Genomic DNA, 21374 nt, shown 5'->3' with positions numbered 1-21374 from the left:
ACGAGGTACGACAAACTCGCCGTCCGCTACGAAGCGACCGTGCTGGTCGCAGCCATCAATGAATGGCTGTGACCAGCACTTTCGCAACAGGCCCTAGGCCGGGAACATTGGTGCTGGTACTGGTGGTGTCTTGCCAGGGCGCGAGGCCGTCTTCGTGAACGCCCACCAAGGGTGGGAGCGCGCCGTCAAAGTCCCGCTGCAATAGAAGAGGCGAGGAAAGCCAAAAGCCCCGCACTGGATCAGTCTGCCGACGCATCCGCCGGGCGATCCGCGGAGCCCCATGAGCTGGCGGGTGTCATCGGGGACGAACAGTTCCTGTTGACGTCGTCAACGGGCAAGCCTTGGAATTGATGGGTGACTCTGTGTACGGTGGCGTGTATGCCAGACACACCCGCCACCGAGGCCGGACCGCTGGTCACCGGTTCAGAGATCGCCCGGCTCGCGGGCGTCACCCGTGCTGCGGTCTCCAACTGGAGACGGCGGTATGACGACTTTCCGGCACCCGCCGGTGGTGGTACGGGGAGTCCCCTTTTCGCTCTGTCCGAGGTGCAGGCCTGGCTGGACAAGCAGCGTAAAGGGCAGGATGTCTCCGAGGACGTGCAACTGTGGCAGGCGCTGCGGGGGGCCTACGGTGACAACACCCTGGGCGCCCTCGCCGACGCGGCTCAGCTGCTGGCTGATCCGGCAGCCGAGCGGCTTGGGACTCTGCCCTCAAAGGCGGTCCGTCTGCTCCGCGCCGCGGCGCAAGGTGGTTCGGCCGACGAGACGGCTCACAGCCTTGCGGAACGCTTCACGGACTCCGTCCGCCGCGCCGGCTCGGATCTGGTGACCTCATCGCGCATCGTCCGTGCTGTGCGGCACATCCTCGGAGACGTCGGCGCCGACGCCATCGTCTTCGACCCGGCCTGTGGTATCGGCACATTGCTCCTGGCCGTCGGGCCCGAGCAGGGGCCTCGCCGATGCGGCCAGGAAGCTGACGCGCGCAGCGCGCGCTTCGCACAACTGAGGGCCGATCTCACTCGACGTACCGGAGTCGACATCGTTACCGGAGACTCCCTCCGGGACGATCAGTGGTCGGACCTCAGAGCGGACGTCGTCGTCTGCGATCCTCCGGTCGCCAACAGCGACTGGGGGCGCGAAGATTTGCTTCTCGACTCCCGTTGGGAGTTCGGCACTCCGTCCCGTGCCGAAGGTGAACTGGCCTGGCTTCAGCACGCTTACGCACACGCTGCGCCGGGCGGGGTCCTCCTCATGGTCATGCCGGCATCGGTCGCCTACCGCAAGGCGGGCCGCCGTATCCGAGCCGAACTCGTACGACGCGGTGTTCTGACCCAGGTTGTCGCCTTGCCACCCGGGAGTGCGGCCTCGCACGCCCTTCCGGTGCACCTGTGGCAGCTGCGTCGTCCGGAGTCGCCAGGAGACGAGGCGACCAGCGTCCGTATGGTGGATCTGACCGAGAACGCCCCGGACGGATCACTGGAGCCGAGATCCGATCAGACGGTGGACGTGCCATTGATCGAACTGCTTGATGATGCAGTGGACCTCACCCCGGGCCGGCACGTCAGCGACTCGCATCGTGACTACGTCGCCGAGTATGAACGCGCGCGACGGGAGTTGGCGCAACAGGTCCAGCGACTGACCGAGCTCCTGCCTTGCCTGGCTGAAGGCCAGGGGGCTGGAGTACCGGATGGCCCATCCGTGAGTGTCGCGGACCTCGCGCGTGCCGGACTCGTGGAGTACGGCGATTCCGAGCCGGTCTCCGTGAGCGAGCAACTAGACACCGACTTCCTACGAGGTTTTCTGCGCAGCACCTTGAACACCCGCCGCTCCACCAGCGCCAGCGGAACCTTCCGTTTCGATGCGAAGGGCGCGCGCATTCCCCAGATGGAGATCGCCGAGCAGCGCCGCTACGGCGCCGTGTTCCGCGCGCTGCGGGAGTTCGAGGAGCGGGCACGGAGGATGGCCGAACTGAGCAAGGAGGCTGGCGCACTGGCACGGGAAGGGCTGAGCAGTGGCGCCCTTGCACCACCACCCGAATGACGGAGGGCCGGCTCAGCGCGGAACGAACGGACTGGCCTCCCGGCTCCACGACACCGCCAGCGCCTCGCGTGCCCGGGTGCACGCGACGAACAGCAGACAGCGCTCGCGCAGCAGATCCGACTCGTGCTGAAGACGGTCCACCGAGGCAGGGGTCACCTCATCGCCCGGCACTTGGGCCGGGACCGCAAGACGATCCGCGCCTATCTGAACGGCGAGCGGGTTCCTGGCTATCGGCGTCAGTCTCCGGACGCGTTCGTGCCGTTCCTGGACTACTGTCGCCAGCGGCTGGCGGACGATCCACATCTGTGGGCGTCCACACTGTTCGACGAGGTCACCGCGCTTGGCTATGCGGGCGCCTACTCCACCGTCACCCGTGCGATGCGCCGTTATCAGGTGCGTCCGCACTGCGAGCCGTGCAAGACTTCGACCGGCCGGGACGTCGCGGTGATCGCCCATCCACCGGGCGAGGAGATTCAGTTCGACTGACTTGAGCTGCCCGACCCGCCCGAGGAGTGGGCGGTCGGCGGCCACGCGCATCTGCTGGTTGGCGCGGTGGCTCACTCAGGCCGGTGGTGGGCGGTCCTCGTGGAGTCGGAGGACTTCCCGCACCTGGTCCACGCCCTGGACCAGGTGATGCGCAAACTCGGCGGGACCGCCCGGCGCTGGCGCTTCGACCGGATGGCCACCGTCTGCTATCCCTCCAGCGGGCAGGTCACCGCGGCCTTCGCTGGCGTCGCGAAGTACTACGGGGCCGGCGTCGACATCTGCCCGCCACGGCGCGGGAACCGCAAAGGCGTGGTGAAGAAGGCCAATCACTCGGCAGCTCAACGCTGGTGGCGGACGGTCCCGGACCATCTGACGGTTGAGCAAGCCCAGTCCGGGGTCGACAAGGGGCCTTCACCCCTGATCTTGGACACTCGAGATAGTGGATCTTGAGGATCGAGAGATGGACGTGTCGTGGTCATGAAGCACTACCCGCCGGAGTTCAAGGCGGACGCGGTCGCGCCGTACGAGTCGCGGCCGGAGGCGACGATCAAGCAGATCGCTGCCGATCTGGGGATCAATCCGGAGACGTTGCGCAACTGGATCCGGGCGGCGGGGGCCACCGTCCCCGGGGTCGTCGTACAGCAGCCGCGCCGTCTTCGCCCGCAGTGGAGGCCGAGATCGCGGCCCTGCGCCGGGAGAACGCCGAGTTGAAGAAGGAACGCGAGATCCTGCGCAAGGCCGCCCGGTATTTCGCCTCGGAGACGGGCTGGTGAACCGCTGCCAGTTCGTCGAGGACCACCAGCGCCGCTATGGCGTCAAGCGGTTGTGCGCCATCGTCGGGATCGCCCGCTCGAGCTTCTACTACTGGCGCCGGACCGCCCCGGCCCGCGCAGCCCGCCAGGCAGCCGACGCCCACCTCGCCGCCCGGATACGAGCGGGCCACCATGCCTCGGACGGCACCTACGGAGTCCCGAGGATCACCGCCGAGCTCCGCGACGATGGCGAGCGAGTGAACCACAAGAGGGTCGCCCGGGTAATGAAGGCGGTCGGGCTGGCCGGGCTCCGCCTGTGTCGAAAGCACCGCACCACCATCCCTGACCCCGCCGCGGCGAAGATCCCGGACCTGATCAGACGCGACTTCACCGCGGACCAGGTGAACACGAAATACGTCGGCGACATCACGTATCTCCCGCTGACCGGCGGGAAGTTCGGCTATCTCGCGACCGTGATCGACCTCGCCTCACGGCGCCTGGCCGGGTGGGCGATCGCCGACCACATGCGCGCCGAGCTCGTCATCGACGCCCTCAAAGCGGCCCAGCGGACCCGCGGCAGCCTCGCCGGCGCGGTGATGCACACCGATCACGGAGCCCAGTACTGCAGCCGGGTCTTCGCCGAAGCCTGCAGGTCAGCAGGGGTGTCCCAGAGCATGAGCGCGGTGGGCAGCAGCGCGGACAACGCCCTCGCCGAGTCGTTCAACGCGACCTGCAAACGCGAAACCCTCCAGGGCCGCCGAGCCTGGAACGACGAGCGCCAGGGCCGCCTGGACCTCTTCCGCTGGCTGCACCGCTACAACACCGTCCGACGCCACTCCCGCCTCGGACACCGCAGCCCCATCGCCTACGAACAAGCACTCCGAACAACATCAACTATGCTGACCGAAGCCGCATAGCCCGTGTTCAGGATCAGGGGTCAAGGCCCAAGTCGCGCTGCGCATGGACGAACGCCGCCGCAGAGTCGACGGGAGCAAAGTCACTGTCGCTGAACTAGCTGTACTGCCCAGCCAGGTTGGTCGAGTTTGTGCGACGACATGGTCTGAACCTGTAGGACGGCGAAGGCTCCGGGTGTGGAGTGGAGCTGTCGAGGAACCACTCCGCCAACCAGGAGGCCTTCGTGTCTCACGCTACTGTTCCCAGGCCTGCCGCAAAGACGCCGAACGCCGCCGCGACCAGGCAAGAGACGAAGACCGCGCGCGTCGTCTCGGTGAGACCACTTCTCCCCCGACGTGGCCTGAGCTGCCCCCACTGTCCAAACCTCTCAGCCGACCCCTCTCGCGTCAGCAAGTGCCCGCAGAACGTGACCCGTTGGAACCGACCGGGATCCGCAACTGTCCCCACTGCCAGCAGCCGGTCACCATCGGCGCGCTACTCGCGACCCCCGAAGCCGCCCGCCCTTCCGTTCCCACCGCCAGCCCCGACATCGTTCCGCTGCGAAGGACTCCGTGACCGTCGTCCACTGACCGTCACTGATCACCGAGCCCGCCGACCTGACGGTCGGCGGGCTCACGCCGTCAGCCCATCGAACGCAACCGATCCAGTTCACTCCCGATCCCGTCCCGCAGCACGTCATGCTGCGGACCCAGCCTGAAGCCTTCGTCACTCCACCGGTCACCCGGATACAGCCACACAGGCTTGCCCACCAGCTCGGCCGGCTCCCACTCGAACCGCGGCCAGACATGGGCATGCAAGAACGGGTCAGTGTTCCCCCAAAATCTCCAAGTTGACCCGGCGAAAGTCGGGGTCCAGGCGCCGGCAGACGCGCTCAACGGCTTCTCCGAGCCGGTCCATGTCGGACAGAAACGACAGCCACCTCGCCCTCGGCAGATCAGACAGCCGCTGAACACGTGAACGTCGCCGATCACCGCGAACCCCGACTCAAGCCGCCGCAGCACGGTCGGGTTCTCACCTCGCAGAGCAGCCCCGATGCGATCCATCCTCCAGTCACCACTCATGGCCCCAACTTAGCCACCGGTGATCAAGGCCCGCCCTTCGCTCCCCAACCTCCCCACGTACATCAAGAACCAACCAAGTGAGGCGAGGAGCGACCCTGGCCGTTTTCGCGGCTCTGTCCGCAGTTCCGTGAATCCCCAGGTCAGCGACGGGAACGGCGGATCGTTTCCGCAGGGTGTTTCCTGCCGTGGCGAGCAAAACGGTTGAGGATGTGCTGTTTCCCGGGATCGATGTGCGGGTGGAGCGGGTGAGCGACGCCTCCGACGTCCTGGTGGTGGAGGCGGTATCGACGGCTCGTCCGGGCCGGTGCCCGGACTGTCGGAAGCAGGCGAGACGCGTGCACAGCACATATCAATGCGCCTTGGATGAGCGGCCGTTGGGATCTCGTCGGGTCATTGTCCGGCTGCGGGTGCGCCGGTACTTCTGCGACCGAAGGAGCTGTGCCCGCACAACCTTTGTCGAGCAGGTGCCAGGTCTGTCCGCGCGGTACCGCCGTTCCAGCACCGGTCTGTCGGACTGGCTACGGTCGATCGCGATCGAGCTCGGCGGCCGTCCGGCCGCCCGGCTGTGCCGACGCCTGCGGCTGACCGCGGGCCGGACACGACTACTCAGGCTGCTGACGGCACCGGCGGTGGCGGACCGTGCCCCGCGGGTGTTGGGGGTGGACGAGTTCGCCTTCCGCAAGGGCTGCACCTACGGCACCGTGCTGGTCGACGTCGAGGCCGGCCGGGTCGTGGACGTGCTGCCCGACCGCACCTCAGAGACGTTCGCGGCCTGGCTCACCAAGCATCCTGGGGCCGAGATCATCTGCCGGGACCGGGCCAGCGCCTACACCAAGGCGGTCAGGGTAGCCGCCCCGGATGCCCTGGAAGTCGCCGATCGCTGGCACCTTTTGCAGAACCTGTCCTCCGCGGTGGAGAAGACCTGCCACCAGCACCGCGACTGCCTGCGCAAACGTGCAGAGGAGGAGACGGTGGCCGACGTGCTGAAACCGCCCCCGATGCTGTTACCGCCCGCGGCACTGCCCCGCACCCAGATCATCGAGCGCACCCGGCACCGCTACGAGGACATTCACCGCCTGTTGGAGATGCGCTGGACGATCAGCGCGATCGCCCGCCGTCTGAACCTCGACCGCAAGACCGTGCGGCGTTTCCGCGACACCGACCTCGACGAACTGCTGGCCTCCGCCCGCGAGCGCCGCCCCAACGGCGTCATGGATCCGTTCAAGGCATACATCAACGCCCGCTTCACCGAGACCCACGGCCAGGTCAGCGGCATCCGGCTGTTCCTGGAGATCCAGGCTCGCGGCTACCAGGGCAGCCGCCAGGTCGTCCGCAAACACCTCGCTGCCCTTCGCGCGGGCACCGCGGAACCGGTCCGGGCCGACATTCCGAGTCCTCGGAAGATCACCTCGTGGATCATGCGGCCCCGGGAGACTCTCACCGAAAGCCAGGATGAGCGACTCCTTCAAGTCCGGCTCGCCTGCCCCGACATCGCCCGTGCCTGCGACCTTGCTCGGGTGTTCGCCGACCTGGTCCGTCACCAGCGCGGGTATCTGTTGCTGGAGTGGATCCGGCAGGCTGAGCAGGACGCACCGAAGCCCATGAAGGGCTTCGCCGGCTTCCTCCGCCACGACCTCGACGCGGTGACCGCCGGTCTGACCCTGCCCTGGAGCTCCGGGGTCGTCGAGGGACACGTAAACCGGGTGAAAACGCTGAAGCGAGCCATGTACGGCCGAGCCTCATTCGAACTCCTCCGGGTCCGGATCCTCACCCAGCCATGAGCTTCACGGAACTGCGGACAGAGCCGTTTTCGCGAATCGCCATCAATGGTGCGCATGCGCGGGTCACGCGAGTTCTCCACGGACTCCAGGTGCAGTCCCTTGTCCGCGTGCAGCTCAGAGATGGTGAGCTGCTGGAATTTCTGCATGGCCTTGCGTACGCCTGCCCTGACGGGCTTCTCCAAGACGTCGTAGCGCTCCCAGAAACCGCTGGTGAACGCGAGCTGCGGCACGCGGTGAACTCCCCACCTGAACGGACACTCGGCAATCGATTATACGCGCCGCGTGCTCACCAGCCGGGCGGCCACCTCCTCGACGTTCGCCAGCAACTCGGAGTGATCCTGCCCGAGATCGAGGGCGTGCTGGTGGATGACGATGCCGACATGGCGCACTGTGTGGGCGGCGTGTACCGCGTTCCTCTTGGCGTAGACGAGATGCCCCTCGGGCAGACCGAGAGCGGTGCAGTACGCGAGCATCTGGTACAGGTCGGCGTCCGGGAACTCGTCCCGCTTCTCGGCCTTGTACTTGGCGTCCACGACGGCACACACCGCACCGTCCGGTCCGTGCAGCACGAAGTCGGGCTTCATGCGGATCGCGCCGGCCATGTCGAGGTGGGGGCTGGAGCCGTGCGGAGTGACCGCGGGCACGGCACGCCTTTCGCAACGCGACGGTCACGAAGGCCTCGAAGAGCGTGTTCATGTCGAACGGGAACCCGTCGATTCGCAGCCCGCCGACGGCGTGCTCGACGGACGTGTCGGCCAGGCCGGCCCCGGCCAGGTGCAGAGCCTGGTGGTACCGGGCGTTGAGGCACGTGGGCCGCCACTCCGGCAGTGGCTGTCCGCGTACCAGCACGGCGGTGTCCGCCAGCCGGGTATGCTGGTCCAGGAGCCTGAGGCGCACGTCGCCCAGCGCGCCGGGCAGCCGCAGCAGGCGCTCCACGGCCGCGCCCAGGATGCGGTTCTCGGCGATCTCGGCGGTGAACTCGTCGTACACGACCTCGACCGGCGCGTGGCGCCGGGCCGCCGCCGTATCTGCTCGGACACGACCGCGCACGACGAGGGAGGTTTCCTCTGTCGCCCGGTATCCCTGGAGCAGGCCCTGCCGCAGCGCCCGATCCACCTGCCGCTCCACGGCATGAGCGCGTGCGGGCAGCAGATCGCGGTGCCGGGCGGCCTCGACCTCCCTGTCCCGCCAAATGCCGTTCCGGCTCAGGGAGTAACCAAGCAGGAACAACAAGCGGACGATGGGGACTGCGGGAGTGACACGCACGGTGACCGCCTTGTCCACACCCGGCACCGTGAAGGCTACCGCGCCGACCTTGCTGCCGGCCCGTAGCGACCAGCGCCCGAGAGACGGAGCGGGCGGTGGTGTCTTCGACGAGTTCGACGACCTGAGCCACCCCAGTGACTCCCGAAGCGCGGACAGACCGTACCGCTTCTCGATGTCCACGCCCTCGCCGTAACTCCTCCGGCAGCGGAAGGATCTTGGTTCGCCAGGTCCCTTCCAGACCGCCTTCCTGGTAGACACCCGTCTTCATCAGATAGGAGGGCCCGATCCGGCAGTCAGCTCCGACGATACGGGAGTTGAGCTCGTGGAGCAGATCGGCAGGCTCGCTGTCACGCCCCTCACGCGTGAGCCAACGGCGCAGCAGTCCGCTCGTCAGCTCGGTGCGCGGTGAGAGCTCGACGAAGGCGAAGCGGCGCCGCATGACCGCGTCGACGAGGGCGATCGAGCGGTCCGCGGTGTTCATGGTGCCGATGACGGACAGGTTGGGCGGCAGAGCGAAGTCGTCGCCGGAGTAGGTGAGACGCACGGACTTGTTCCGGTATTCCAGCAGGAAGTACAGCTCGCCGAAGACCTTCGCCAGGTTGACGCGGTTGATCTCGTCGATGATCAGGAAGTGCGGAACGTGACGGTTGTCCTCACGGGAGGCCAGGGGCCCCACCACACTTGGTCGAGGTAGTCGGAGAGCGGATGGCCGTCGTCCGACTTCCATTCCATCCAGCCGTTGGCGCTGCGGCCCAACAGGATCTCGGCGGCAGCCGACGGCGAGTTGCACTCGACGTCCTCGATGAATTCCATCCACCCGGGCCAGCTTTCCGACTCCACGAAGATGTCGTCCTCGATCAGCCGCTGCCGCAGCCGGTACGACGACGGCATGCGAACGGGGAAGGACGGCACGATCTCCGGGCGCCCCGGAGACCCAGCCAGGACGACGACTTCGGGCTTCCGTTCGTCCCTTTCTCGGTCAGCAGGCGTCCCCGGGCCTCGGGACCTCCGCCGGGCAGGCGCAGCCGGAACTCCGGGTACTCGTGGGCCATGGATCATCCTTCTGCCTGGTACGTCTCGTGCGCAGCGTACGGGGCGTCCCTGACGCTGCCGGCCGGTCGATCGCCGTCAGGCGCCCCTAAGCAGACGTTGGGCGGAGCTGTTGATCCACGTTCCGATCGTCTTGCGCAGGTTCTGGTTCTCCGCGAGGTGCGCCTCGTACCGCGGCCAGTGAGCGCGGGTCCGCTCGATGGTCTGCACGGCCTCCTGGCGCAGTCGGGCGTCGGTCGTCCCGAAACGGCGGTTGAGGGCGCCTTCGAGCCGGTCAAAGGCGGCGAGCCGTACTCGTTCGAAGGACTTGCTGCCGCCGAACTTGAGCCCGAGGTCCTCCGGTTCGTCGCGGGGTGCGTAGGGCGCTGTGGATACCAGGTCGTACGCCGGCGACAGCGACGGGACCCGGCGGTCGCGATAGATCAGGGACCAGTTCTTCAGGTGGGCGTCGCCGTTGCCCACCACGATAGAGAACGCTATCCGTCGGGCGGCCTCGCGCAGGGACTCCCTGTCGTGGCCGCGATAGGCGACAGCCGCGACCGTCTCGAACGTCGACTGGTACTTGTCCTGAGGGTACTTGTCCCTGACCTGCGCGAAGTCCTCGATGTGGACGGGGGCGCGGCGTTCGTCCCGGGTGCGGTCGAAACGGCGGACGGCGTAGGCCCACTGTTCGTCGTTCGGCCACATGCGGTCAGGCAGCCCGTCGAGCTCGTCACGGTGCATGAGGCGCACCTCGGGAACTTCGAGCCCCGCGGCCCGGGCCAGGGACATGATGGTGAACTCGTTGCGCGGTACGTCCGGATGGCGATAGTCCGGAAACTTGACCAGCCAGTCGCCGTGCACGCCAGCGGCGGGAACGGTGAGCCGGTCTCCTCTCGCCAGCATGGAAAACTTCAGGGCGACCCCTGCCAAGGAGAATCGCCATGGCGAGTCGGAGGACGGGAAGCCGTAGGTCCCACCGGGGCGCTTTCCCTCTCCTTTCGACTGCTCGCCGTCAGACCACTCCCAGCAGTTGTCGGGTCCGTCGGCAGGCAGCACCTGGACAGCGCCGGGCAGGTCGTGGCCGACTTGGGCCAACAGTTCCATCTCCCTGTCGAGTGAGACGCCGCGATCGTCGGCGATCCACTCCCGCAAGGGACCTTCAGGGAGGAGGTTGGAGAACCAGCGCGGCAGCCGCAGGGCGGACGCGTGGGGGACGCGCAGGTTCTCTTCGAAGAGGAGGCCGAGCACCGGCCGCTGTGGGTCGGCCACGTAGGACTCGTTGACGATGAAGCGCGTGTGGTCGCCCTTCTGGCAGAGTGTGCCGATCCGGCGAGAGTGCAGGAGCACGGCGTAGTACTTCTCCGGGAGCGTGGTCATGGGCGGTGGTGTCCTGTTCGCGGTGAGCGGACCGGTTAGAACAGCTCTTGTGGCTCGTCGAGTTCGTCGAGGGCGTCGAAGTCCAGTGAATCCAACGAGGGAGTGTCCTCGTAGTCCCACTCCGCCATGCGCCCGAGAAAGTCGTTCAGATGCTGCTGGATGATCTGTTGACGCTGCTGCAGGAAACCTTCGCGATCTCCCTCGGCGAGGGATCGACTTGTCTGTCGGCTCATGGTGTGCGAGGCCAGAACGCGGTCCCAGGTCTCGTCGTCCAGATGGTCAGGACGGTGAGCGAGCAATGTCGTGATCTCCGAGACAGGGTCTTCCGCGCTGGGCAGGAACAGACGGTTGGCCGCATACAGGACCTGCTGTGCGGTGAGCCCACGAGGGAAGATCACATGGGCCACCGTGGCCGCGGTCTTCTGATCGGCGAGCAGCGTCGAGAGGCTCTGGAGATCGAGGGGCACCCCGGTGACCAGGGAACGGGGGCGCAGGGACCACCACGAGCTGAGGATGATCTTCGCGGCGGCCTCATTGGTCCGGAAGCGTTCGATGGTCGGGATCGACGGCTGGGCTTCAGCCATGGCGTCCATCAGCCCCATGATCGAACCGCGCTCGTCACCCTTGCGGATACGGGCGCACAGGACACGCGAAACCTGGGTGAAGCTGCCCTTGAAGACGGCGGGTCCGGACACGGCCACTCGCCAGTACAGCCGTCGCAGCAGGCGGCGGGTGTTGGGCTCGGGGTCGGGGAAGTGAGCGAAGAAGCGGGTCAGGACGACGAGCAGTGCGCGGTAGACGAGCAGTGCGATGTGCGGTACCTCCGCCTCGGCCTGCAGGAAACCGATGGCGCGCACCAGCGCCTCTTCGCCTTCGCCGTAGGCGGCGTACTGGTCCTCGTCCTCGAACTCCGGGGCGGTCCGGCGGCCGGTCGAGCTGAACTCGTTACGAATGTCCCGCGACGGGTCCGGTCCGCGGCGAGCGAGAATCGAGGCGAGGACGGTGTCCGTGTCGATAGTGCCGAAGCCGGTCCTTGCAGCGATGCGGTCGGCGATGCGCGACAGGTTCAGCCGCTCCGCGGCTCCTTCCTCCGGGCCCGCATAGAGCGCGGAGAAGATCTCCGCCCGATTGAGGCGCTTCCCGTAGTTGTTCATCCGGTCGAAGATGTCCGTCAGGATGTCGAGATCGTCCTGCCGCACGAGATAGGCGGGCACCCTGTACTGGCGCAGTGCGGTGGCCACCCGGTCGGCTTCGTCGAAGAGCTCGGCGACCAGTTCACCCTCCGTGCGGAACCACCCGAGGAGTTTCTTCAGGTCGAAGAGGACGGGGAGCGCGATGTGCTGGGGCTCGCGCGTCTTGGGCTGAGCGATGAACCGCTTCTCTCTGAGGTCGTAGTAGATGGAGAACGGTTCGTGAAGGTGTCCTTCGGGGCTGAGGGCGTTTGCGAGGCTGGTGATGCGCTGCTGCCCGTCCACCACCCAGAGGGCGTCCGGAGAGGCCGGCGCGTCGATCTTCAGCTGGCCGAGGGTGAAGGAACGCGCTGGCGTCTTACGGACCCACAGGAGCAGGTTCCCGATGGGATAACCCTTGACGATGCTGTCGAAGAGCCGCAGCACGTCGGTGGTGCCCCATCGGAAGTCGCGCTGGAAGTGAGGGACGTGGATCCGGCCGCTCCAGGCCTGGGACACGAGGTCGCCCAGCTCGTACGTGGTGGCGCTGGGCTGCGTCTCCAGGCCTGCGGTGGTCATCTTCGCGTCCCCCTGGTCGATGGGTCCCATGTCGTACACGCTACGCCGAGCGGCGTCTTCAGTATGAGGTGCGCATGTTAGCAGTGTAAACGATAAAACACTCCGTCGACTCTGTTTACGTTGCTAACGCCTCGGCTTTACGTTCGCCGTGAACGCGGTGACGGAATCGCAAAGTGATGAAAACACCACAGGAAACCCACGGATGGGCATACTCTGCGGGAATCACCGCAGGTGGGCCGGGGTGACCTGTAGTGCGGCGGAGGTGTCATGGGTGGGGACCCGCATGTATCAGCAAAAGGGGTCGAGGAACGTGAGCGGACGCGGGTGCCGGATCCATACGGTGACCAGGCTCTTCTGACCTCTGCCATGACAAGGGGCTACGCCGCCGTCCCGGACCGGGAACGCAGTCGGCTGCGGAGCTACCTCGATGCGGTTGTCGCTGCCCGTCCGGCACCGGTGCACACCACCGTTGCCTTCAACGCCGTGTACTTCGGGTACGACCTCGGCGGCGACGGGTATGGCGGAAGCCCGCTGTGCCTCGACAGCTTCCCCGTGATCACCTTCGGTGAGTGCGCTCCCGTGCTCCCAGTCGGTGCCATGGTGTGTGTCGCCACAGGGTCGGACCCGCTCTACGCCGAGATCGTCTACCGGGAGGGCGCGCATCCGGAGGTGGGCGCGCTCGGGGACGTGCCGGCCTGGGTGTCGGGGGCGCCCGCGGGCGCCGAGGGCCCTGGGAGGCCCGGCGAGGACGCCGCGCCGCGGCGCAGGGAGCTGCTGGTTCCGGACCTCCAGGCCTTCGGTCCGGCTCTGGGCCTGTCACCGGTCCAGCTTCATCGCTTACGCACGCGCGGGCGCTGGATCAATGAGGACGGGCATGTCATCGTCGACGTGTGCTACCCGTCCTCGGAAGCAGCCCGGCGCGACGATCTGGCGGCCTACGCGGACCATCTCCTGACGACAGCACGGGAGCAGCTGTTCAGCCCCTTCGTCCCAGTGTCCCTTGCCTCCCTGGTGGGCGGCACGGACGACGAAGACCTGCGAGCGGGGTTGCTCGGTCTCCTAGACACGGTGCGGGGTGTCCTCTACTCCAGTGCCGCGTTGCGCACCTGGGGTCATTACGCCATGACCCGTGCCTCTCTCGCGGATTGCTGGCGGGACACCGGACCGCTGGGCGGCGACGATGTCAGGTCCCTCGTGGCCGAGGTGGAGCGCGCGGCCACCCCGGTGAGGCGACGATACGGCCTTGTCGCTCCGGTCACTGTGTACACAACGGTCGGACCACGGCTTCGCGGTTTTCCCGGGGCGTCGGAACGGCTCAGGGGACCGGGGTACGCCGCTGCGGTGTGCCGGGCGAACCTGGCGCTCGCCGACGTAGTACAAGGGGACAGCGACGGGGGACTGTTCGGAAACGGCTCGCGGATCACCCTCGACGACGCCTTCGAGGGGGGAGGGGTTTGGCGGTCTCATCATCCCGGTGACGCGGAGACACCCGGAAACCCCCTGGTGCCGGCCGGACGCGGCTGGACCTCCACACTGCCGGCACCGTCGGAACCCGAAGCGGAGGAGCAGCTGGAACCGGTAGATCTGCCCCTCGCCGACGACGACCTCCTCGGCACCGGTGATCTTCTGCGGAGCGATGAGCAGGAGATCGTCTGGCGGGCGCCCCTGCGGCTGGCCCATCTCATCGACGGCTGGTTCCCGCTGCACCCGTTCGTCGCGGAGGAGCTTCACCAGTTGCACGGCGCGCACCCCACGCTGCGCCTCGAATTAGTCCACTCCGGTGGAACGTTGGACGTTAAGGAGGCGGTTCAGGACGTCACCGCCGAACTCGGCGACGCCTCTGGTCGGTTGACGGGAATTGTCTGGCCCGGTGACTTTTTCCCCGGCTTGACGCTGGAGCTGCGTCGGCGTCGTGGCGACACAGTGATCCGTCTCGCGACGACGCGGCTGAAGGAACGGGTTCAGGTCGGCGACCGTGAGACGGGGCACTGTTACGACTCTCGCGTGCTCACCAGGGAGGACGTGCCGGGCAGCAGCCGTCATGGTGACAGCGCGGTCGGGCTGGGTCCCCGACAACTGGTGATGCGCACCGTGCGCCGCTGCGGTCTGCTCACTCTGGAAGGGCATGCCCTGATGGACCGGTCGGTTCTGCCGAGTGCGGTCTACGGGCGCCGACCGGCCCGGTCGCAGGCCGCCGCCCTGGACTCGGCCGTCGCGGAACTGCTCGCGGAACGTCTTCTGGAGCCGACCCTTGGCAGCCGGGACGCCTGGGGGCAGCCGCACTTCCCGCCGCGTGACGGACAGCAGACTATTCCCCTCATCGGTTACCGCCCCGTCAGGCCGCGGGTGATACGTCCGTGGGGCGGTGGCGAGCCGGGCAGTGAGGGACCGCGCGACGCTCAGTTCGTCGCAGGTCATCTACGCCGCCTGCGGCCGGGGTGTCTGCCCAGCGACGTTCAGCGTGCGGCCTTCCGGGAGTACTGCCGCAGGCTTGGCAAGGCGGACGGCTGGGAACTGCCGTACGGCTACACGTTCGTGACCGAACACACGCGCGGCCGCTGACCTTTCGCGGCTTTCGCGCATCCACGGCTCCGGCCCTCTTCTATCCGTCACCCACAGACTTCGTCCCGACACCCACAGAAACGGAGTGCGTGTACATGCAGGACCGCTACCGCGTCGTCACAGGGCCGCCATGGTCCCCGCCGAGCGTCTCGGCCGAGGACCTTGAAGGCCTCGCCGCCGCGCTCAACGCCTTGGAATCCCCGGCCGTCGCCGCCCTGAACGACCTCACTGCGGACATGGTGGAGCTCGCATTCAACTCCCTGCGGCCCAAACACCGCCAGGAGTTGCTCACCAGTCTGGGCATCCGCATGTCGGCCCCTCGACGGGTGAGCAGTGCCCTGTGCCGGGATGTGCTCGCCAGACTGCGGCGCGAGTCACGACAGCACGCGTGCACATGCGGGGTCAGGGGACTCACGGCCACCGTGATGAACCAGGTCGGGGAATTCGTCCTGGCGCAAGACGGTGAGACGGTCCCCGACCCTGTTGCCCGGTGGGGCGCCACGCTGGTCCGGGCCACCGTGTTCGCGTGGTGCCAGGCCACTGTCACCGACGCCCATATCCTTGCCTGGGCAGCGGACCAGGACTGGCTCGGGACGACGGCTGGTGACGAGGAGTCGGCTCGGCTCGCCGCCGTAGCTGCCGCTGCGCGGTCCCTCGTGGAGGCGTACCCCGACTTCGCCTCCGGAGTGGCGGGAGACGACGAGCCAGCGCTCGCGAAGGACGGGAAACCTGAGCGCGCTGAATTCGCCGACCGGCCGGGCACCGGTGCCCCCGCACCGGAGACCGCGGCAGCAAACCCCAGCGCCTCGCACGAGGTGACCCCTGCGGCGTCCGAGGGCGCCAGGAGCATGGAGGGGACGACTCCGGAAGAGACCTGCCGGCAGTTGGAGTCCGCCCTCGCAGAAGCCCGCCAGGCGGCGAAGGAGGTCACCGACGCGGTCATGGACGGCTGCCCTCCGCAGGACGAGGACATGGCTTCGCTCGCTGCGCTGAGCACTGCCTTCGATGAGGTGGAAGCGGTGTTCCGGGCCGCCGGGATCGAGGGGGCGCCTCGTCGCCTGGCGGACGTGACGCGTGCCGCACGCGCGCACCGGACAGCGCGGGAGCGTGACCTCCAGGCCCGCGAGCCGCTGCGGGTGCTGCTGAATGTCGCCTGCCGCCCGGACAGCTCCGCCGCTGCCGTCACTGCCGTCGAGGCCGTGCGCGGCGTGGCCCGCCGCTTGCTGGACGTGCCGGTGTGGGGGGAACCGCAACGCGAGGAGAGCGCCGCGCTCGCCGCTCTGGCCCGCCTCATCAGGCTGGGGCGGCAGGCGGACGCCGCGACGGAGATCCTGGCACTGCAGGCGCAGGTCGTACGGGTCCTGCCCACATGCGCCATGGCGGTGCTGATCGCTCCTGAGCTGACGCTGGACCAGCCGGTAAACGGTGACCCGCACCCCGTCGGGGTCGCCGAGGCGCATGGCACCGCCCAGCCTGCCGACGCCGAGACGACCGCGGAACACGGAACCATGCAGTCGGGCGCACCGACCGAGGCGAACGCGCCCCAGTCCACCGCCGGGCCGGAAGCCACGACGACCGCCGAGCCAATCCACGCCCCAGACGCAGACGCAGACGCCGCGCCGGCCGCCGACAGCGACCCGGCGCCCCTCACGTCCGCAGACGCACCTGGCCAGACGCCCGCCGCTCGCACAGTCTTTTCCGTCGAGGACACGCCCGTCCGGGGAGCGGCCCCGGTGGCGGACGGAGCCACCGATGAGGCCGCGGTCGAGGGGGTCCTGGCGCGGCTGGTCGTGGAGCGGCGCTTCGGACTCGCCCACCATGTGGCGAGGGCCGCCGGCCACGTCGAGCCCCAGGTGTCGGCGCTCCGCCTGGCCGGTGCCGCCGCGCTGCTCACCTCTGGGGACAGCCAGAGTGCCCGGCTGACGGCGGACCTGCTCCAGGAGTACGGCGGATACGCGGGTCAGGACACCGAGGGCAGCGAACTCCTGCTCCTGCCCGCCCTATTGCGTACCGCGTTGATCACCGGCGACCATGCTGCGGGCGCTCAGCTCAAGGCGTTGGTGCCCCGGCTCCCGGACCGGCTCGGAGAGGCGGCGACCGCCGTCGCCGACCGTGCCCTCAGCGGCGCCCTGCTGATCGCCTCGCCGCTGGTCGCCGATGTCTCCGAGACGGAGACCCGGCTGCGGGAGTTGCGCGAGCAGAGCCGTGACCTGCTCGCGCCGCAGCGGCTGCGGTTCGCACGGGCCACGGAGATCGCCAAGCGCTGGCTCGCCCCCGGCGACGGGATGCTCGGATCGCTGCTCACGACCGTCGTCGGCGACGACCGCAACGCGCTGCAGCAGGTACGGGAGCAGTCAGAGCGGCTGTCGAAACTGGCCGAGGTCAACAGCGAGATCGACCGCATGGACCGCAAGTACCGTTCGTCCAGCGGCAAACCGCTCCAGGGCTCCGGGCGGCAGGACCTGGTGCACCTCGTGGAGCGGGCCGTCAGCCTGGTCAAGGAGTGGTGCCTGGCGGTCGACGGTACCCGTCGCGGCGACCGTTCCGACGGCAGCCGTGCGGTCAGGGAGATCTCCTCCCTGCGTCAATCCCTGCTGGACGGCGGGGAAGCGGCGCTGGGCGAACTGGAGCGGTTGGCGCGGCGTCCGGACGCCCTCTCGGGTGCGATGGCCTGGGCGGCTCACGCCTCGATGGAGGAGCTGTTCGCTCTGCTGGCCGGCGACAGCGTGACCGCGCGTCACGGCGGACCGGTCGACCCGGACCTCGCACTCGACGCAGAGTTGTTGAAGGTGCAGGACACTCACGACGGGCATCCGTCGTTGGGCGAGCTGCTGATCGCGGTCGACCGGAGCTGGCAGGACGCCCTCGACGAGCGGCTCTCGCACGACGCCTTCACTGCAGCCCGCGACATCGTCGACCTCGCCGGACTAGGGTTGCTGCCTGCCGCCGGGGCGGGCGAGTTCGTCCCGCCCGCGGAAGCCGAGATCGACGACAGGGAGACCGCCCGGCGTGCGCAGCTGCGGAAGGCACACAGCGACCTCGTCGCCGAACTGCACCGCGCTCAGGCCGACGGCGCCGTGACCGAGGACCAGGACCTGGGCCTTCAGGAGTTGCTCGCCGACGCCCGTGACCGTCTCGAAGGCACCGGCCGGCACGATCTGCTGGACGTGCGGCGGGCACTCGAGAAGGTACGAAGTGGCCTGCCGGCCTTCCGGAAGCAGGCGGCGGACCGGATCCGGGCCCGGCTCGACGCCCTTGACCCCTCCATGGAGGAGCGGGACCAGGTCCTGCGGCGCCTGGAGACGAACGACCTGGCCACCGCCGCCGATCTCGTCTACTTCCTGGAGATTGGCGAACCCGTCCCGGAGATCGAGGGCGGCGAATCCCATCTGACCGAGTTCTTCCAGGCCGTGCCCGACGGCCTGCCTGGAGGCATCGACCACGACCTCGTGGAGCTGGTCAGGTCAGGGGGTAAGCATCCGATGATCCCCGTCCTGGACTACGGCGGCCTCTCCACCGACGAGGCGGCGCTTGCGGCCGACGCCCTCGACGAGTGGCGTGCGCTTGCGGCCACCGAAGGGAAGGACAGGCTCCAGGTGGCTCCGACGCGGCAGGTGCCGCCTCTCCTCAAGCTCCTCGGCTACGACGCCAAGAGCGCCAGGCCGCTCGACGACCGGTCCCAGCACCGGCGGGAGTACCGTCTCTTCGAAGCGACCGGCGTGGAAATCAACGGCAGGGCGAAGGCACCCGCGTTCGGCTCGCAGATCACGGAGCAGGGCGGCAATCTGCGGGTGATGATGGTCTGGGGCAGGCCGCCTGCCAAGGTCGTCATGAGCTGGGCGGAGCGCGACACCAGCGGAGCGAGCCTTCTCGTCGTCTACTTCGGCACGCTGAGCCGTGAGGCCCGAGTCGAACTCGCAGCCGGTGCTGACCGGTTGCAGCCGCTGCTGGTGGTGGACGACGCCGCCCTCGCCTATCTCGCGGCCCGCGGCAACCGCCAGGTCAGCGCCGCCACGCAAACCCTGCTGCCCTTCTCCGGCGTCAACCCGTACATCAGGGAAAAGCGTGGCCGGATCGGCGGCGAGATGTTCTACGGCCGCGACGCCGAACGCAAGAGCATCCTCGACCCGCGCGGCACCCAGGTCATCTACGGCGGCAGGGGCCTGGGCAAGTCGGCACTGCTCGCCGACGCCGGGGAACGGTTCACGGAGCAGCGCCCCGGCTACTACCAGACGGTGTACGTCAACCTCGACCAGGAGAACATCGGCAAGGGCAGCTCGCGTGGGCCGGAGGCGCTATGGAGCGTCCTGCTGAGGGAGCTGACCGTGGCACAGGTGCTCGAAGACCGGCCGCAGGGGCGCGGGAAAAGGCAGGAGATCTCCGAACGGGTGCGCGCCGGCATCCGGACCTGGCTGGACGGGGACTCCCGGCGCCGACTGCTGATCCTGCTCGACGAGTGCGACCAGTTCTTCGAGGCCGACGCCCCGCGGTTCGACCAGACCAAGAAGCTCAAGGGCCTCGGGTCCGACACCAAGGACGCGGCGAAGGTCGTCTTCGCAGGACTGCACTCCGTCCAGCGTTTCTCCAAGCTCGCGAGCAACGGGCCGTTCGGCCATCTCGCCCAGACCCCGAAGGTGATCGGCCCGCTGGCTCCCCAGTCGGCTGCGGAACTGCTGGTAGAGCCGATGCGGGCGCTCGGGTTCGAGTTCAAGGACCTGGATCTCGTCAACCGTGTACTCGGCTACTGCTCGTACCAGCCGTTCCTGCTGCAGATGTTCGGGCACCGGCTGGTCGAGCTGATGCACCGCAAGCGGACGCGGCGCGGCGCCGGGGAACCCCCCTACGAGGTGGAGGTGGCCGACATCGAGATCGTGGAGTCGGACGCCGCGCTCCGGGACGGCATCTCGGCGGCCTTCAAGGACACGCTGAGCCTCGACCACCGCTACGACGTGATCGCCAACGTGCTGGCGTACCACGCCCGCCATCACGGCTTGGAGGTGCGGCTGAGCGACACCGAGCTCCGCGAGGAGTGCGAAACATACTGGCGCAAGGGCTTCGAACAGCTCGACACCGAGGGTTTCCGCGCCTACCTCTCCGAGATGGTCGGACTCGGCATCCTCGCGCCCAACCACGATGGCCTGGGCTGGCATCTGCGCGGTCCCAACGCCCTGCGCATGATCGGTACCTCCCACGAGGTGGAGGCACGTCTGCTCAGGGCCGAACAGGACTGCGAACTCCAGGAGAGCATCGTGCAGGAGGGCCGCCCCGAGCTACCCGACGGCAGGCCGGCGCCGCTGACCAACACCCAGCTCGACGACCTCCTGGGCGAGCGCTCCAACCGGACCCGGGTCGTCCTCGGCACCACCGCCACCGGAGTCGCCGACGTCGCCCGAACCCTGCGCACGATCGCCGGACCGATCGACGGCTGGACGCTGCCGCCCGTCGGCAAGCCCAGTGTCTACAAGCAGGAACTCACCGGCGGTCGTCCCCGCGAACGTCGGGTCGTCATCAGCGACTTCGTCAACTACCGGGATCCGGTCCGGCCCGAGACCTGCCGCGAAGCCGTCGACCTGGCCGAGACGCTGCTGCCCGCCACCCCGGGGGTCACCCGCGCGGTCGTTCTCGTCACCGACCCCGCTCAGCTCGCCTTGTGGCGCTCACTCCTGACCGGAACCGAACCCACCTCGGCCGCCCCGGTGGTGCTGCGCCGGCATGACCACCGCAGTCTGCGCGGCTGGGCCCAGCGCGTGGAGATGTTCCACACGGAGGACCGCCTGGACCGTCTCCACGAACTGACCGGTGGCTGGCCGCTCCTGGTGAACCGGGCCCACCGCCTGCACGAGGAACTGGGCGACCCCGACGAGGTGTTGCGCCGCCTGGCCGGCCTCCGCGCGGACCGGGCCGAGGCCCGCGCATTCACCGAGGCGACCGGCGTGTACGCGGAGCCGCTGCTGGTCGCCGGGTACCGGGCCCTCGACGACGAGTTCAAGGACGGCCTCTTCGACATTGAGGGTGCGGTGACCGCTGTCGCGCTCAAGATCGATGACGAGGACGAGGCGCGGTGGATCGTCAACTGCCTAAACGCCTTGCAGGTGTGCGATCGTGAGGACACCCAGCTGCGCCTGGAACCGGTGCTCCGGGAGTGCGTGGCGCTGGGCGGGTGAAAGAGCCGGTACGTGAACCGTGACCGGGCATGGCCGTGGCGATCACGGGCGTGCCTGTCGCGGTTCCGCAGTGGGCGGAGAACCTGTTCCGCCGGGTGCGGGCACATCAAGAGTTGCGCGGTCTACCAGGGTTCCAGGAGCTGCCGGGACGGGTCGGTGTCGGGCCACCTCGCGGGCCCGTGAGTTCAGG

General features: G+C 68.3%; 11 protein-coding genes and 5 pseudogenes. 7 read left to right on the top strand and 9 right to left on the bottom strand.

The window, feature by feature from the left end; translation table 11 throughout:
* The first annotated feature begins 378 nt into the window (after positions 1-378).
* The gene (locus IE94_RS0131660; protein WP_030191173.1) at positions 379-2040 is read left to right on the top strand and encodes an N-6 DNA methylase; all 1662 of its coding nucleotides are present in this window, start codon (positions 379-381) and stop codon (positions 2038-2040) included.
* Between the two features lie 12 nt (positions 2041-2052).
* Here IE94_RS0131660 and IE94_RS39610 read toward each other — a convergent pair whose 3' ends face one another.
* Entirely contained in the window at positions 2053-2181 is a 129-nt protein-coding gene (locus IE94_RS39610) for a hypothetical protein (protein WP_425337992.1), read from the bottom strand.
* A gap of 30 nt (positions 2182-2211) precedes the next feature.
* Between IE94_RS39610 and IE94_RS40670 the strand changes: the two genes are divergently transcribed.
* The 3 genes and pseudogenes from IE94_RS40670 to IE94_RS0131640 all read left to right on the top strand — a co-directional run bounded on the left by IE94_RS40670 (position 2212) and on the right by IE94_RS0131640 (position 4195).
* A complete protein-coding gene (locus IE94_RS40670; RefSeq protein ID WP_209441100.1) occupies positions 2212-2526 on the top strand; it encodes a hypothetical protein in 315 nt (104 codons plus the stop codon).
* A gap of 99 nt (positions 2527-2625) precedes the next feature.
* Positions 2626-2976 carry a hypothetical protein gene (locus tag IE94_RS41335; RefSeq protein WP_245235357.1) on the top strand — a complete coding sequence of 117 codons (351 nt, stop codon included), beginning with the start codon at positions 2626-2628 and terminating at the stop codon, positions 2974-2976.
* Positions 2977-2997: 21 nt separating this feature from the next.
* Positions 2998-4195: pseudogene (locus IE94_RS0131640) on the top strand (IS3 family transposase).
* Positions 4196-4813: 618 nt separating this feature from the next.
* Here IE94_RS0131640 and IE94_RS41330 read toward each other — a convergent pair.
* Positions 4814-5254 (bottom strand): annotated as a pseudogene (locus IE94_RS41330) (HIT family protein).
* 185 nt (positions 5255-5439) lie between these two features.
* Here IE94_RS41330 and IE94_RS0131635 point away from each other — a divergent pair.
* Positions 5440-7035 carry an ISL3 family transposase gene (locus IE94_RS0131635; RefSeq protein WP_030191167.1) on the top strand — a complete coding sequence of 532 codons (1596 nt, stop codon included), beginning with the start codon at positions 5440-5442 and terminating at the stop codon, positions 7033-7035.
* 44 nt (positions 7036-7079) lie between these two features.
* Here IE94_RS0131635 and IE94_RS41325 read toward each other — a convergent pair.
* The 7 genes and pseudogenes from IE94_RS41325 to IE94_RS0131610 all read right to left on the bottom strand — a co-directional run.
* A pseudogene (locus IE94_RS41325) lies at positions 7080-7265 on the bottom strand (hypothetical protein); the annotation flags it as partial.
* Between the two features lie 39 nt (positions 7266-7304).
* Positions 7305-7679: a 5-methylcytosine restriction system specificity protein McrC gene (locus tag IE94_RS41625; RefSeq protein ID WP_167343990.1), complete on the bottom strand. Its 375-nt coding sequence runs from the start codon at positions 7677-7679 to the stop codon at positions 7305-7307.
* A 61-nt stretch (positions 7680-7740) separates the two neighbouring features.
* Positions 7741-8301: pseudogene (locus IE94_RS41620) on the bottom strand (5-methylcytosine restriction system specificity protein McrC); the annotation flags it as partial.
* Between the two features lie 132 nt (positions 8302-8433).
* Positions 8434-8968 (bottom strand): annotated as a pseudogene (locus IE94_RS41935) (AAA family ATPase); the annotation flags it as partial.
* Positions 8926-9114: a DUF4357 domain-containing protein gene (locus tag IE94_RS41765; RefSeq protein ID WP_425337991.1), complete on the bottom strand. Its 189-nt coding sequence runs from the start codon at positions 9112-9114 to the stop codon at positions 8926-8928. The pseudogene IE94_RS41935 and the gene IE94_RS41765, both read right to left, overlap by 43 nt.
* 315 nt (positions 9115-9429) lie before the next feature.
* On the bottom strand, positions 9430-10710 hold the full coding sequence (locus IE94_RS0131615; RefSeq protein ID WP_030191163.1) for a type II toxin-antitoxin system HipA family toxin: 1281 nt from the start codon (positions 10708-10710) through the stop codon (positions 9430-9432).
* A 35-nt stretch (positions 10711-10745) separates the two neighbouring features.
* Entirely contained in the window at positions 10746-12488 is a 1743-nt protein-coding gene (locus IE94_RS0131610) for a DUF262 domain-containing protein (RefSeq protein WP_245235356.1), read from the bottom strand.
* A gap of 336 nt (positions 12489-12824) precedes the next feature.
* Between IE94_RS0131610 and IE94_RS0131605 the strand changes: the two genes are divergently transcribed.
* Together IE94_RS0131605 and IE94_RS0131600 are read left to right on the top strand one after the other, a co-directional pair.
* Entirely contained in the window at positions 12825-15020 is a 2196-nt protein-coding gene (locus IE94_RS0131605) for a hypothetical protein (protein WP_245235355.1), read from the top strand.
* A gap of 95 nt (positions 15021-15115) precedes the next feature.
* Complete coding sequence (locus IE94_RS0131600; RefSeq protein ID WP_030191158.1) at positions 15116-21184, top strand: hypothetical protein; 6069 nt, start codon at positions 15116-15118, stop codon at positions 21182-21184.
* Positions 21185-21374: the final 190 nt, after the last annotated feature.

This window comes from Streptomyces violaceorubidus, from assembly GCF_000717995.1.
In the GTDB taxonomy this organism is placed as follows: Bacteria; Actinomycetota; Actinomycetes; order Streptomycetales; family Streptomycetaceae; genus Streptomyces; species Streptomyces violaceorubidus.
The sequence above is the reverse complement of the archived record's forward strand: the minus strand, read 5'-3'. Positions and strand labels throughout refer to the sequence as shown.